Here is a 15207-nt window from a genome sequence, read left to right as displayed (position 1 = left end):
GACAGCGTTGCACGATGCCTGTTTTGGACGTTCCGGCCAGTCGCACAGTTGATGTTCCTGCGGAGATGAAACTATCTCCTTAGACAACGCTTGGGTCCAGGCATGTCGCGTATTTGATGAAGGGGTGTTCTGAAGGTGATACGGCGGAAACTGATCGAGGTGGCTCTGCCTCTGGAAGCCATTAATCGCGAGGCCGCGCGCGAGAAGTCGATCAGGCACGGCCACCCGTCGACGCTGCACCTGTGGTGGGCGCGCAGGCCGCTTGCTGCCGCTCGTGCGGTGCTGTTCGCGCAGCTGGTGGACGACCCAGCGTCCCGCCCCGAGGCGGAAGCGATCGAGGACCCCGAGGAACGCGACCACTGGATCCGGGCGGAGCGTGCGCGGCTGTTCCGCATGATCGAGAAGCTGGTCAAGTGGGAGAACACTACGAACACTGAGCTCCTGAAGGAGGCTCACGAGGAGATCCTTCGCTCCACCGACGGCAACCCGCCGCCTATCGTCGACCCGTTTGCGGGCGGCGGCACCATCCCCCTCGAAGCGCAGCGCCTCGGGCTCGAGACGCACGCGTCGGACCTGAACCCGGTCGCCGTGTTGATCAACAAGGCACTGATTGAGATCCCCCCGAAGTTCGCTGGACAAGCCCCGGTGTTCCCGGAGGCGGCCGGATCGAAGCTGGGCGAATGGCCCAACGCGACGGGCCTGGCGGACGATGTGCGGCGCTACGGGCAGTGGATGCGTGACGAGGCCGAGAAGCGGATCGGGCATCTGTACCCGAAGGCCAAGCTCGACGACGGCTCCGATGCGACGGTGATCGCGTGGATATGGGCGCGGACAGTGACTTGTCCCAACCCGGCGTGTGGAATCGAGATGCCGCTGGTCAAGTCGTGGTGGTTGGGCAAGAAGAAGGGCAAGGAGGCGTACGTCGTCCCGGAGGTCGTCGACGGGCCAGGCCAAAAGAAGGTTGAGTTTCGGATTGGGCACGACCCGAAGAAGGGGCCGTCAAAGGACGAGGATGGGACCGTCGGTCGGAGCGGGGCGGAGTGTGCGGCCTGCGCGACTGCGGTTGATCTGAAATACCTTCGCTCCGAAGCGTGCGCGGGCCGGATGGGCACTGCACTATTGGCCACAGTGGCCGAGGGCAATCGTCGGCGCGTATATCTACCGCCGACGGACGATGCGATCGGCGCAGCAAACGTTGGCGTCCCGGCGAATACACCCGCAGCCTCGATACCGCCGAAGGCCCCGAGTTTCAGAGTGCAGGCTTATGGGATGACCAAATGGTCTGACCTGTTCACCAATCGTCAGTTGACCGCGCTGACGACGTTCAGTGACCTGGTGTCGGAGGCCCGCGAAAGGGTGCTCGCCGATGCCCAAGCCGCTGGTATGCCGGTGGGGGAGCGGCTGGTCGATGGCGGCACCAGCGCGGCCGCCTACGCGGACGCAGTGTCGACGTACCTCGGATTTGCCATCAGCCGGCTGACGAACAAGAACTCGACAATCTGCTCATGGGACAGCAGTACGAAAATGGAAGCGGTCCGCAGCGTTTTCGCTCGGCAGGCATTGCCGATGTCTTGGGATTTCGCCGAAGCGAATCCATGGGGTGGTTCGTCGGGGGATTTTGCTGAAGACCTTCAATGGGTGACCCGGGTGCTGGATAGGCTGACCGGTTCTGTTGGGGCTTGTGCAGCTCAGGCCGATGCAGCAGGCCGTGGGTACGAAGGCCAGCTGATTTCGACGGATCCACCCTACTATGACAACATCGGGTACTCGGATCTGTCGGACTTCTTCTATGTTTGGTTGCGTCGCTCACTACAGCCCATTCACCCAAATGTTCTCGGCACTATGCTCGTCCCCAAGGCCGAGGAGTTGGTCGCAAATCCATATCGCCACGACGGCAAGGCTGGTGCGAAGCAGTTCTTCGAGGACGGCTTCCGGCACGTTTTCGCGAACGCACGAAAGACCGCACTGGATGACTTCCCAATTACCGTCTACTATGCCTTCAAGCAGACAGAGGGCAACGTCGATGGGAACACATCGACTGGCTGGGAAACCCTGCTGGAGGGCATGATTCGCTCGGGTTGGACGATCACGGGAACGTGGCCGATGCGGAGCGAGCTCGGTAATCGGATGCTGAGCCAGGGGACGAACGCACTTGCCTCCTCGATCGTTCTCGCGCTGCGACCCCGTCCCGATACTGCGCCCTCGACCGAGCGTCGAACGTTCCTCAATGAGCTCCGCGACGAGCTGCCGGAGAAGCTGCGGGAACTGCAGCAGGGGTCGATCGCGCCGGTCGATCTCGCGCAGGCCGCGATCGGACCCGGCATGGGCGTGTTCTCTCGGTACTCCGACGTCATCGAACCCGACGGCAGCTCGATGAGCGTCCGAAAGGCCCTCGGTCTGATCAACCAGGTGCTGGCTGAGGTGCTCTCCGAGCAGGAGGGCGACTTCGATGCCTCGACTCGTTGGTGCCTCAAGTGGTTCGAGACTCGGGGCTTCGAAGAGGGCTCCTACGGTGATGCCGAACAGCTTTCGGTGTCCATGAACACGTCTGTCGCCAGCCTTGCACGGTCTGGTGCCATCCGATCTGGCCAGTCGAAGGTGACATTGATTCACCCGGATGACCTTCCTGCGCAATACGACCCGCAGCGTGACAACGACATCACACTGTGGGAAGTCGTGTGCCACATGGTCAAATCACTCGACACAGTCGGGATCGACGATGCGGCGCGAATCATGGCCAGAGCCGTGGACCGAGTTGACATCGACGACGCGAAGAGTCTTGCGTACCTGGCCTATTCGATTGCCGAGCGCAAGAACTGGTCGCAGACCGCACAGTTGTTCAACTCGCTGGTGACCACGTGGGCGGACATCACCGCGGTGGCTCGTGACTATCAAGAACACCGACCCGAGCAGGGACAGCTCGGCCTCGACGAACTGTACTAGGAGAATTGGTGGCAACCAGCAACAGGGAACGTGTAGGCGCCGCCCTCGATCAGCTAGCCGAGGCCCTCGATCCGTTCATCGCGAATGCGGTAAGCGAGAAGATCCCGGCAGGTAAGGACTGGACCCTTCTGCTCGCGGCGAAGGACTCCGGCAACGGCATCGCAAAGAGCGGTTACAGTCGCCGCGATCTGCAGTGCCAGCTGCGCGCCATGACGGAACGCCTGCTGCCTAAGTGGTTTCCGTTCGACGCGCACCTGTCGAAGGCAGAGCAGAGCCTGGTTAGTGAGCTTCGCGACGTGCGCAACAAATGGGCCCACAACGAGCCGTTCAATTACGACGACGCCTACCGGGCTCTCGACACGACCGAGCGGCTGTTGCGCGCGATAGGTATACCTAAGCCTGCCGACGAGGTCCGCAATACGCGGCGCGGCCTGCAACAGGAGCAGTTCGAGACCGGTGTCAAGCGTGCAACCCGGGCCCAGACCGCGCTGCCGACCCTGTCGAGCGAAGGCCTGCCGTCCTGGCGGGAGGTGCTGCGCCCGCACCCCGACGTCGAGGCCGGCAACTACGCGGCATCGGAGTTCGCGGCCGATCTCTATCTCGTTGCACAGGGCACCGGAACAGCCGAGTATCAGGATCCAGTCGAGTTCTTCCGCCGCACCTACATCACGGAGGGACTGGCGGACCTGTTGAGTCGTGCGGCGAATCGGGTCGCCGGTGATTCGAACGCGTCACCGGTGATCAACCTGCAGACCAACTTCGGCGGCGGCAAGACACACTCCATGCTGGCCGTTTGGCACCTGTGCTCCGGGACCGACGTCACCTCCTATCCGCAGCAGGTGCAAGACGCGGTGGGGGAAGTACGGTTACCGTCGGGGATCAAGCGAGTTGCACTGGTAGGCAACGAGATCCCACCGGGGCAGACGATCGACAAGGCCGACGGGACCGTCGTCCGGACCTTGTGGGGCGAGCTGGCTTGGCAGCTCGGGGGAGCCGACGGATATTCGATCGTCGCCGAGGCTGATCGCACCGGGACCAACCCAGGCGCGCTCCTGGACGAGCTGTTCACACGGTTCGGGCCCGCGGTCATCCTCATTGACGAGTGGGTGGCATACGCACGCCAACTTCACGGCCGCGACGACCTGACCGGTGGAAGCTTCGAAACACAATTCACGTTCGCACAAACGCTGACCGAATCGGTCAAACGAGTCCCCGGAACACTGCTGTTGGTCTCGGTGCCCGCGTCAGATGTCCGGCTGGGCGCCGAGGGTGACGAGACCAGCACAAGCGACCTCGAGATCGGTGGTGCCAACGGTAAGGCCGCCCTCGACCGCCTACAGAACGTGGTCGGCAGGCTCGCCCACCAGTGGCGGCCCGCGTCATCGCGCGAGTCCTTCGAGATCGTCCGGCGCCGGCTGTTCCAGGACCCGACGCCAGATGCCCGCACCCAGATCGGTGCGACCGCGCGAAGGTTCGTCGAATTCTATCGAGAACACAGCGGCGAGTTCCCGAGCGAGACCCGCGAAGGCGCCTACGAACAACGGATCCGGGACGCGTACCCGATCCACCCCGAACTGTTCGACAGGCTTTACGAGGACTGGTCGAGTCTCGAACGATTCCAGCGCACCCGCGGTGTGCTTCGGTTGATGAGCTCGGTTGTCAGCTCGCTGTGGCTAGCGGGGGATGAGTCGCCGCTGATCATGCCCGGCTCGCTGCCCCTCGATGCGATTGGGGTTCGTGACGAGGTCACCCAGTACCTCAACGACCAGTGGAAGCCCATCATCGATGCGGACATCGACGGCGCCGGATCGGTTCCTCAGCGGATCGACACCGAGCGACCGCTCTTCGGTAAGCGCTCCCTCACCCGGCGCATCGCCCGCAGCGTCTTCCTCGGCTCTGCACCGCGACTGCACACCGCGCACAAGGGCATCGAACGTCAACGGGTGTTCCTCGGCGTTGCGCAGCCCGGGGACACGGTTGGTAACTTCGGTTCCTCACTGCAGATGCTCAGTGATCGAGCGACCTACTTCTACGTCGAAGCCGACACTTACTGGTACGACGTCCAACAGTCATTGAGCCGCAAGGTGCGCGACCAGGCAGAGCAGTTGGCAGCGGGTGATGTGTGGGCCGAGGTGATCACCCGGCTCAACCGCAATGAGGTGCGGAACCCCGGTGAGTTCGCCGAGGTGCTGGTGGCTCCGGAATCTTCGGCGGACGTGCCGGACGCGGACTCCGTGCGGCTCGTGATCCTCGACCCCCGTCACGTCCACGCCAGTCGAAGCACCACTTCCGGAGCGTACGAGTTTACCGAGAAACTGGTGACCACTCGCGGTGGCGCTCAGCGCGAGCGCAGGAACACCGTCATCGCGCTGGCGGCCGATCACCAGCGTCAGCCCGAACTCGAATCGGCGGTGCGAGCACACCTTGCCTGGCGGAGCATCGTCGACCGCACTACCGAATTGGATCTGACGCAGCAGCAAGCCGCCCAAGCCAAACGCCGCATGGATGAGACGAACAAGGCTGTCGAACAACGTATTCCGGCTACGTTCATCTGGGCGTTGTACCCCGAACAGCCCGACGGCGCCAAGCCGTTGACCATCGTGTCCCGCAAGGTCGAAGGGCGCGTCGACTCTCTCGCCCGCACTCTCGGCAAACGGCTGGTCGCGGACGACGTGCTCCGGACCGCCACCTCGCCACGGAATATTCGGATGGACCTGGACAACTACCTGCGCAGCAGGTGGAACGAGGGCCGGATACCGTTGGGCGAGCTGTGGGACTTCTACACTCGCTACCCGTACCTGCCCCGGATGAAGGACAGGGCAGTGATCGATCGTGCCGTCCTGGACGTGCTCGGGGATATCGGCTGGGAAACGGGCGGATTCGCGCTGGCCCGCGGCTACGATGCCGAGACAGGCGACTTCGTCGGCCTTGTGTTGCCGCTGGCCGGGCGAATGTCGAGCGTGGACGACGAGACGTTGCTGGTCACGTCGAACCTTGCGTCCGCGCAGTACGAGCGGGAGGCTAGCGTCGCAGAGAAGAAGGCGAAAGAGAAGCTCGATGAGCATCTTGAAGCCGGTGCTGGGAGCCACGCCAAGGTTGAACCGGGACGCAGCTCCGAGAAGCGTCAAGAGCCTACGGTGATTCGCAATGCCCGCTTCGTGGCTCGCTTCAACGTGGATGCGGATGGAGACGTCGAAGCGCAGCTGATTACCGTCGCAAGGGAGGTGCTTGCACGACTGCAGCCGAGTGCGAACGGGTTCGATGTAACACTGAACATCGAGGCCGAGTGCTTTGACGGATTCGAAGACGGAGTCGTCCGTACGGTCTCGGAGAACTGCCTCACGATCGGCTTCTCGTCGGGAAGGTTCGAGGACGGGCTGTGACCGTTGACCGCCTACAGATCGTAGGCTCCAAGACGCTGCCGCCGGACCCCTCGCTCGTCCGGAGTCTTGGCCTTCATCACTCGTTAACGACTGCGATCGCTGACCTGGTGGACAACAGCATCGACGCCAGGGCGAAGCACGTTCTTATCCGTCTGCAGCAGCGCGGAATCCGAACTGTGGGGCTGCTGGTGGTCGACGACGGCGAAGGGATGGACGAGTCGAAGATCGATAGTGCCATGACCTATGCGAAGAAGCGCGAGTACGGCGACGGAGACCTCGGGCACTTCGGTTTGGGTCTTAAGGCGGCTTCCCTCAGCCAAGCCGACACGCTTGTCGTATGGTCTCGCGCATATGGGTCGAGCGCAGTCGGGCGGTTGCTGGATCGCACCGAGATCGGACGTAGCCATGCAGTATCCGTGCTGTCCGGTGATCAAGCGGCGCATCGGCTCAACGACATGGAAGCCGGCTTCGCCACCGACACAGGAACAATCGTAGAGTGGCGCGACATCTATGCCTTCCTCTCGTCGGACGACCCCGACGACCAAGCAAGCTGGCTTGAGCAGACGATCAACGAAATTCGCGCACATTTGGGCATCGTCCTGCACAGGATTCTCGCAGCGGGCAAGCTCATGATCACAATTCAGCAGTACGACGTCGATGTCGGAGTTGCCGGGATCCCGAGAACTGTTGAGTCAATCGACCCGTTCGCATATCCGTCAGTCTCTACACCTGGATATCCGAAATCGCTGAATATTGTGTTGCCTGGCATTGAGGAGCCTGTGGCGGCCTCTGCGCATATTTGGCCGGCTGGAAGCCAGCTCGCCAGCTTTCGGCTGTACGGGCGGCCCGGACGTGAGCATCAAGGACTTTACTTCTACCGGAATGACAGACTTCTACAGATCGGCGGGTGGAACGGAGTCGCGTACGACAAACGCGACCACGAACTTGGTCGGGTGGCGATTGACCTTCGCGATGACATGCAGCACCTCGTCAAAATCAATCCCGAAAAGTCCGGCTTGGTGTTGATGCCGCAGTTCGAAGAAGCGCTGCTGAAGGCGCGCTTCGCAATTGGCGACGGAGGATTTGCCGAGTACCTTTCGGACCTCGAAGTACGGTGTAAGCAATCACGGACACGGCAACGTCAACCCGTGACGCTTGTTGAGCCGGCCTTCGGACTTCCCGGCTCGGTTGTCGAGGTTATCGACGAAACCGTGCGGATCAGCGAAGACGCTGAACCTATCGAGATTAGATGGCGTGCGATGTCACAGGACAGAGTTTTCGATCTCGATCTGGAAGCGCGCAGACTCTACATCAACGCACGGATGCGGGAAGTCCTTGTCGGACATCAAAGTCGCAATCCCGACGATGCACCGGTCCTCAAGACAATGTTCTATCTTTTGATGTCCAAGATATTTGAAAGTACATGGTTAGGACCATCCGAACGTCAGCACCTGGATGCATGGCAGGAAATCTTGCTTGCTGCAGTGGAGGAACAACGTCGGGTAGCTGAACTTCGGCGTGCAGCTGCGGAAGCCGCGCGCCTATGAACGAGCATTATTCGAAACCATCTTCAAACGAAGGACGCTGATGACCGCCGATAGTAGTGAGTACCTGACGCCTGAGACGCTCAACAGATACTTCGAATCGGGGACCCCGACAGTGCAGTCACTAAGCGCCGATCCACTGTGTTTGCTGCGAATCGATCCGAACCGTGATGTCCTCTCGCTAATCGTGCCCGGCAATGGTGACTTGCCCGATCTCCTGTCATTTGAGCGACTGAGTGTGGACAACGACGAGATGGATGGTCTTGATTGCTACAGACTAGAAGTAGACACCATGGATGCTCGCTACGAGGGCTACAGCTTCATTGCGGCAGTTGTGGATGCGATGCGCGACGGTCAAACGTTCGGGGTGGCCGTCCAGGGCTCGGTGCGGTCGTTCAACGATCTACTTGCAAGGCGGCGAAGTCTGACTCCGGAACGCGAGCAAGGCCTGATCGGTGAGCTCTTGGTGCTGTCACATCTCATGGACCGACTCGATCAACACGAGGCCCTCGTCGCTTGGCTGGGTCCAGATGCCGAGGAACATGACTTCGTGGTCGCAGACTTCGATGCGGAAGTCAAAACTACGACTTCCGAGAAGCGCGTCCACATCATCAATTCAGCGACACAATTGTCTCAGTCACCCGGGCGCCCGCTGTGGTTGATTTCGATTCAGTTGACGAGGGCGGGGGCTTCCATGGCGAGCATGTGCTTATCTGGTCTGGTCGGCGAAATCCGACACCGACTGGGAGTCAACCGAGATACGTTCACTGAATATCTGAACTCGGTCGGCTGGCGTGACGATGCTGACGAGATGTATCGAACCCCCTACATGCTGAGGTCGCTGCCTGCGGGATACCTGGTGGATGAGCAGTTTCCCGCGATCACCCAGCCGCGCATCGATATGGTTGTCCCGCAACCGCAGCTTGTCGGTGGGCTCACCTACCGTATCGACGTCACCTCACTGCACGCCGGAACACCACCAGCGCCACTGTCTGACTTCGTCGGTGCGAACTAAGGGGAATAAATGAGCACAGTGGAAGCCTTTTTCGATCAGATTGCGGCAGCAACGGTGCAGGAGCTGAAGGCACTGTCAGGGTCTGCGCCAGATAATCTCCGCGAGGCGGTCGAGTTCCGTTTGCGGAAGACACGACCAGACGGGCTAACTGAGACAGATCTTGTTTTGGCCTTGACTGCCGAAGATCCGAACAGTTCAGCCAAAACAAACCTGCGGATTCAGCTGATGAAATGGGATGCGGACGAGCAGTCGGACTGGGGGAGTGAAACCACAGCCAAATCGCTCGAGCGACGGCACACCATATACAGCCGATTGGGGTTCACGGACGAAAGCTTCGGACTGCTCGACGCGGAGTACCCTCGCGATACAAGTGGGTCGTCTGTCATCAGCGTGCCGTTGCCGTGGGAACCGTGGTACACGGGGAATCGAGTGACCGACCATGACTTCTACTGGAGCGCTTACCGTGGCGTGCTTGAAGAACGATGGAAAGGCTCGGATTCGATCGGCAAGTTGGACAGGGCGACTGATGAGGTAATTAAGCGTCTTGCAGATCCTGAACGCGATGCTCCGTATCAGTCGAAGGGCTTGGTCGTCGGATATGTGCAAAGCGGTAAGACCGCAAATTTCGCTGGCGTTATTGCCAAGGCGATTGACTCGGGATATCGGCTTATCATCGTTTTGACGGGAACCGTCGAGATCCTCCGGAGTCAGACTCAGCGCCGCCTCGATATGGAACTTGTTGGCGAGGAGAATATTCGGGGAGGGATCGATCCAGAGGACGCTGAGCAGATGGCCACTGTCGACTACGCTGGCCAGGGCGATCAGGATTGGTTCAACGGGAAATTTCTCAAGCACGGCGTGAATTTTGCTGAGCAGGACAATATTCCAGGGATAAACCGACTGACCTCGCCGAATTTTGATTACAAGAAGCTGCTCTTGGGACTAGCCGCTCTCGACTTTCGTCAGGGACATGAGGTCGCGGTAAAGAGTAAGAAACTGTACGACCCTGCCAATCTATATCGAACAAATGTTCGTTTTGCTGTAATCAAAAAAAACAGTGGAACCCTTGATAAATTGGTCTCGGACTTAAAGAAAATTCATACCAAATTGGAAGAGATTCCTGCGCTTATTATTGATGATGAGGCGGATCAGGCTTCGGTCAACACCGTGAATCCGGATCGTAAGGGAAAGCCGAAGACGACAGAAGAGATTGAACGCACCGCGATCAACAAGAAAATATCAGCTCTGTTGACGCTGCTTCCCAGGTGTCAGTATGTGGGCTACACGGCAACGCCGTTTGCTAATGTATTCGTAGATCCCGATGATTCTGAGGATATCTTCCCGCGAGATTTTATCGTGAGTCTTGATCGTCCTGACGGATATATGGGCGGGTCCGATTTCTATGATTTCGGAAAAGATTTCTCTGACACTGAGAAGACTCCGGCGACGTCAAATGAGTCGGCGTTCATTCGGGATATTGAATCTAGTGACGGCGTCGATCGACTGAAATCTCTGCAACGTGCGCTCGATTCATTTGTATTGTCTGGTGCGATTAAGCTGCTCCGTGAGAGCCTCGGTGCGGTTCCATTTCGACACCACACGATGTTGATTCATGAATCTGTGAAGACTGCGGAGCATGCGGCGCTTCGAGTGGAGGTTCAGCAGCTTTGGCACCGCTCAGGCTATAGTTCATCCAAAGGGTTGGAACGGCTTCGTGAATTGTGGATAGATGATTTTCAGCCTGTTAGTGCTGCGCGTGCCAGTCGAGATGATTATGTGCCGGCTGAATTCGAAGAACTCAAGATATTTATCGGTGCTGCCGTTGACAGAATCTCAGAGTCGAATACTCCAGTTCTAGTGGTCAATGGTGACACGGATATTGATCAGCCGCAACTTGACTTCCAGGCTGCAAATGTGTGGAAGATTTTGGTCGGTGGAACTAAGCTTAGCCGCGGATTCACGGTCGAGGGCTTGACGGTTTCCTACTACACACGACGGACTCTGCAGGCGGACACTCTGATGCAGATGGGCCGATGGTTTGGATTCCGACCTGGGTATCGAGATTTGGTCAGGTTGTATGTTGGTAGGGCCGTTCGATCCGGAAATAAGACTTACGATTTGTATGAAGCGTTCGGAGCGATAATTCAGGATGAAGAGCAGTTCCGAGAGGAGTTGCGCGTATTTTCTGATCTTGAGGACGACGGAAGCCCTTCCATTACTCCAATTGATGTTCCGCCCCTCGTGTATCAGCAGCTGCCGTGGTTGAAGCCAACAGGCGCGAATAAAATGTATAATGCCGAACTCAAATTCAAAGGCGAAGGTGCGAAGCTGGTTGATTTTTCGATGCATGATGTGCGCGGAAAAGGGGAAAAGAATGCCTTGAATTTTTCGGCAGTCAGGCCGTTATTGGAAGGGTTGCAAGATAGTCGAGAGTTCGAATATCGTGAAACGCGAGCTGATGTTATTCACGTAGGCAAGTTTCAGGCGTATCAGGGTGTTGTCTCGGCAGAGGCGATGCTTGAAGCGCTGAACGAGTTTCAATGGGCCCCAAATTGGGAATTTGAACCTCACGCCGAGTTTCTGAAGCGTGCGATAAAGTTAGGAACCCTGACCGATTTTGCGGTACTTCTACCGCAGCTTGATGATGCGGTGTATCGAACCATTGTCGGTTGGGATCAGTCAATGCCGGTAATTAAGAGGACGCGTCGCCAAGACCGTCCGGGATTCTCAGGAAGTTCGTTCCGTCAGCGTCAAGCAATCGAGCATATTGCAGGTGGAGAAAAGTATGGTGGTGGAGAGGCCGAGAAACTCTTTTCTCCAACTCGTGGAGCACTATTGCTTTCCTTCGCAGCTGACCCGCGCACTTACGATTCTAATGTGGGGGCCAGCCCAGCAGATCTGAAGCCAGTCGTTGATCCAAAGGATATTGCCACTCTATTTTCGTATGCGCTTCCGAAGGCTGCTGCACCTGGAGGACGAATCGGTTTCGCTGCCAAGAGGAAGAACGGCAAGCTGGTGGTAACACCTGTGGATTCTGATTCATAAGTAGGTTGGCGAAATTTCGGCGCTACTTGAGTTGTGTTGTAAGGGCATCGAGGGTCCTTCTGTATTGCCACGCAACTTTCGTATGCGGCAGATTTGATCGGAACGATCTCCAAGTTCGGTTTCCTGGGATCTGACTGCTGATATGCATTCAGATCCCAGGAATACCAGTGGCATGGCACGCGGATTGGCCAGGGGCCAATGTCATAGGCGCCGTCGAACGGGCGTCATCATGACCTAAATCTTTCGTGGATACGTCAATTCTGCTATGAGCGACGGACAGGCCGGATGGCGCAGGCCGGGACAAGCGTTTGGTCAGGTGTGCGTCGGAACCTTAGGGCTTACGCTGTGGCCGGCGTCTTAGGAATCCAGCTGCAGCTTTCACAATGACGGCGCAGAGCCTTCATGTCAGGATGGTGAGCTTGGTTGGCGGGCAACCGGAGTGGCGTGCCATCCAGTGGTTCGTACTCTGTGCCCGTCAGCTTCGGGTCGACACGGACGAGGAGATTCTCGTCCACAGTGATGCGAAGGAGGTCGAACAGTGTGTGAATATCGGCGCGCAGCAGAAGCCCGTTGGTCACGTGATTCGAATGGTCGCCGAAGTATCGGTCGATATGCGCAGCCTCCAGGACTGATAGGACCGGAGATCCAGTGACTACACATGTACCGCCATACGCATCGATCAGAGAATCTCGGAATGCGCTTTGACCGCGGCGAATGTTGATCAGTCGTCTGGCTCGGTCGCGCATATCGTCGCCGTACTCGTACTTGGTGCTACCGACTGGGTAGCTGACTTCGATCGACGAGTCCACGTTGAACAAGGTGGGCAAGTATAGATGGCCTTCGACATTTTTGATCTCGATGCGAACCGCGTTGGCCTTTGTAGTGTTCCCGGTAGCATTGGACATCTCAGTCCAAGTCAATTGCTGAATCGGCTCCGAACTGATTGTGTGGAATTTGAATCGAAAGTGGTAACCACCGTTAGAGACATTTTCCCAATGCGCTGCAGGATCCGAGGCTGACAGTTCAAATGTTGCTGTGGTCGCACGGGTCCATCCGACAAAACTACCGCCACCCTGCCAGAAATATACGTCGTCGCCGGGTGCAATCTTGGTTCTTTGCTTGGTGTCCCAGAAGCCATCAGTCTTCGCCCGATCCCAGTGATCTGGATACTTGGCGGAGATGACAAAGATCCAAGTTGCCATTGCGCATGCACCTATCCGGTATCGCACCGGGTGGAGGCATGTCCTGTGGCGGAAGCCTGTCGGGCCGAGCTCGTTTTCTGTTTGAAGTGTATTTCGAGCGATGGGTTAGAGGTGTTCGCTCACCAACGAACGCAAAGCTTTTCGAGTCTCTTCGTCTGTCGAGTAGATGACAGTTCCAACCATGCCTCGGGTGAGCAGAACTTTGTAGATGTTGCGGATCAAGCGGTTGAACCGGACGTCACCGATCTTCTTCGTGTTTTTGAGATCCGGGTCGCGGTTGGCGGTGCGAACGGTGGTAAATGCGCCGTTGCGCCAGACAATGTCAGGTCCAAGAATGACACCGTTCCAGTCGTATTCGAACCCCTGCGCGGTGTAGACGCATCCAACTTGGCCGAAGCCTCCGTCTTCCGTAGCCCAAAGCGGGGCCGGAGGTGCGTCTCCGATTCTTCTGTCACTCTTGCTGTTCCAGGGACGGGACCAGTTGTCGATCTCTACGTCCGGCACGAGAGTGCCATCTTTCTCGGCGTTGCTCCACGGCCAGCAATACCCGGCCGTCATGCGAGCCGAGTATCCACGTTCGATCTGTTGTGACAGCAGATGTTCCATCTCCTGCGGTGTGTCGGCGATACGAACTGAGAACTGCGGATCGCCAGCCCAGGCTACGGGCTCACCTTCTGCCAGTCCGAGAAGCTGTTTGACCCAGAGAACGTACTCTTCGCTACCACCACAACGGAATTGCTCACCGAGGTGAACGTGCTGCGTTTCCAATCCGATAGACTTTGCGTGGCGCTCGATCTGCTCCAGTGATCCCATCTCGCCGGGTCGCACCACCTGGTACTCGTCGAGCAGGAAAACGGGGACGCGTGCTGCTGCCATCAATTCGTCGAGCTGAGGACGCTCCGTTCGAAGCTCTGCCTTGGTGTAGCGGTCGACTGAGGTCTCACGGATACGGTGAGCTTCGTCGAGAACTAGTACGTCTAGTCCGTTGCGGTCAGCGGTCATGAATTGGTTGAAATACTTAAACATCTTCTGCACGCGTGGAGCGCGAGCACCGGCGACCTTGCGAAGTGTCTGAGTGAAGGATCGGGAACCTGTGGCGTGCAATACCGTTCGACCGCGCCGCGCGAGTTCACCGACTAAGGACAGTGCGACGACACTTTTTCCACTGCCAGGCCCTCCGGTGACGATAATGATTCGCTTGTGATCGAGTTGGTGAGCTTGATCCACTGCGTGGAGTACGAGGTCGACAGCTAGTTGCTGCTCACCAAGGAGATGGAACTGCGGTCGATCGCGAACCTCGGCGGCAGCTACCTTGAGCAATTGTTGAGATGGTGCCACTGCGGAACGGATCAACGTATCACCGGCACTGTGTCCGGAGGACTCAGTCGAGAGCCGAGATTTGAGGAAGGTTTGCATATCTCCGCGGTCGGCTCCGGTAAACAACCGGCCGCCGAGGGAAGCGGGATACGACCGTAGTTCTGCGACGGCTGCGGGATCCGTAGCGTTGTGGAGGTAGGCCACGCCGGCAACCGCATCGGGCTGATCTGCAAGAGCCTTCGCGAAATCTGACAGGTACTCGCAATAGCCCTTGACTTGTGCGACAGGGTGCAGTTTGGGGCCACCGGGCATCCCCGGCACATCGACGAGGTCAATGCTGCCTTCATATCGTTGGGCGGCCGACCATTGCTTGAGTTCCACCACGACATATGACGGTCGGCCGGTAGTCGGATGTAGTCCGGCCAGTACGACATCAGCGCGCTGAGACGTGAGAGGTAAGTGGTACTCGACCAACATCTCGACGCCGCCCAGACCGGCTTCGATCAAATCACTGGCTAGAACGGGAAGGCTGCGGCTCCACGACTTCTGCTCCGATTCACTTGCGCGCCGGCCGGTACGAAACAGCATTTGTTCCAACAGCTGTTCCATCAAGGAATCAGGATTCGCCATCGCGCCAATCCTGTTGGCAGAAGTACGAAGCAAGGTCACAGTGAGATCCCCCAGGCAGCACGAATCGAGTCGTGCGGGTGGGGGCATGTCCGTGGCTGTGAATCACAGCGGAAGTCCGTCGGGCCGCG

Annotated in this window: 7 protein-coding genes; 5 read left to right on the top strand and 2 right to left on the bottom strand. The window is 58.4% G+C overall.

Features of this window, described 5'->3' with window-relative positions:
• The first annotated feature begins 159 nt into the window (after window positions 1-159).
• From FEZ60_RS20035 to FEZ60_RS20015, 5 genes are all read left to right on the top strand, one after another.
• Window positions 160-2943, top strand: coding sequence for a DUF1156 domain-containing protein (locus tag FEZ60_RS20035; RefSeq protein WP_287163536.1), 2784 nt, complete (start codon window positions 160-162; stop codon window positions 2941-2943).
• 8 nt (window positions 2944-2951) lie between these two features.
• Entirely contained in the window at window positions 2952-6326 is a 3375-nt protein-coding gene (locus FEZ60_RS20030; RefSeq protein WP_287163538.1) for a Swt1 family HEPN domain-containing protein, read from the top strand.
• Window positions 6323-7873, top strand: a complete 1551-nt coding sequence (locus tag FEZ60_RS20025; RefSeq protein ID WP_287163541.1) for an ATP-binding protein — start codon at window positions 6323-6325, stop codon at window positions 7871-7873. Before FEZ60_RS20030 ends, FEZ60_RS20025 begins: the two co-directional genes overlap by 4 nt.
• 289 nt (window positions 7874-8162) lie before the next feature.
• The gene (locus FEZ60_RS20020) at window positions 8163-8885 is read left to right on the top strand and encodes a PD-(D/E)XK motif protein (protein WP_172936836.1); all 723 of its coding nucleotides are present in this window, start codon (window positions 8163-8165) and stop codon (window positions 8883-8885) included.
• A 9-nt stretch (window positions 8886-8894) separates the two neighbouring features.
• Window positions 8895-11930: a Z1 domain-containing protein gene (locus tag FEZ60_RS20015; RefSeq protein WP_172936835.1), complete on the top strand. Its 3036-nt coding sequence runs from the start codon at window positions 8895-8897 to the stop codon at window positions 11928-11930.
• Between the two features lie 338 nt (window positions 11931-12268).
• Here the strand turns inward: FEZ60_RS20015 and FEZ60_RS20010 are convergent, their stop codons facing one another.
• Together FEZ60_RS20010 and FEZ60_RS20005 are read right to left on the bottom strand one after the other, a co-directional pair.
• Window positions 12269-13132: an HNH endonuclease signature motif containing protein gene (locus tag FEZ60_RS20010; RefSeq protein WP_172936834.1), complete on the bottom strand. Its 864-nt coding sequence runs from the start codon at window positions 13130-13132 to the stop codon at window positions 12269-12271.
• 105 nt (window positions 13133-13237) lie between these two features.
• Window positions 13238-15118, bottom strand: a complete 1881-nt coding sequence (locus tag FEZ60_RS20005) for a DUF2075 domain-containing protein (RefSeq protein WP_346343388.1) — start codon at window positions 15116-15118, stop codon at window positions 13238-13240.
• Window positions 15119-15207: the final 89 nt, after the last annotated feature.

The sequence above is a fragment of the Rhodococcus sp. MS16 genome, assembly GCF_013277795.1.
In the GTDB taxonomy this organism is placed as follows: domain Bacteria; phylum Actinomycetota; class Actinomycetes; order Mycobacteriales; family Mycobacteriaceae; genus Rhodococcus_F; species Rhodococcus_F globerula.
Note: the sequence above shows the minus strand (reverse complement) of the source record. Positions and strands in the feature narration are given on the sequence as shown.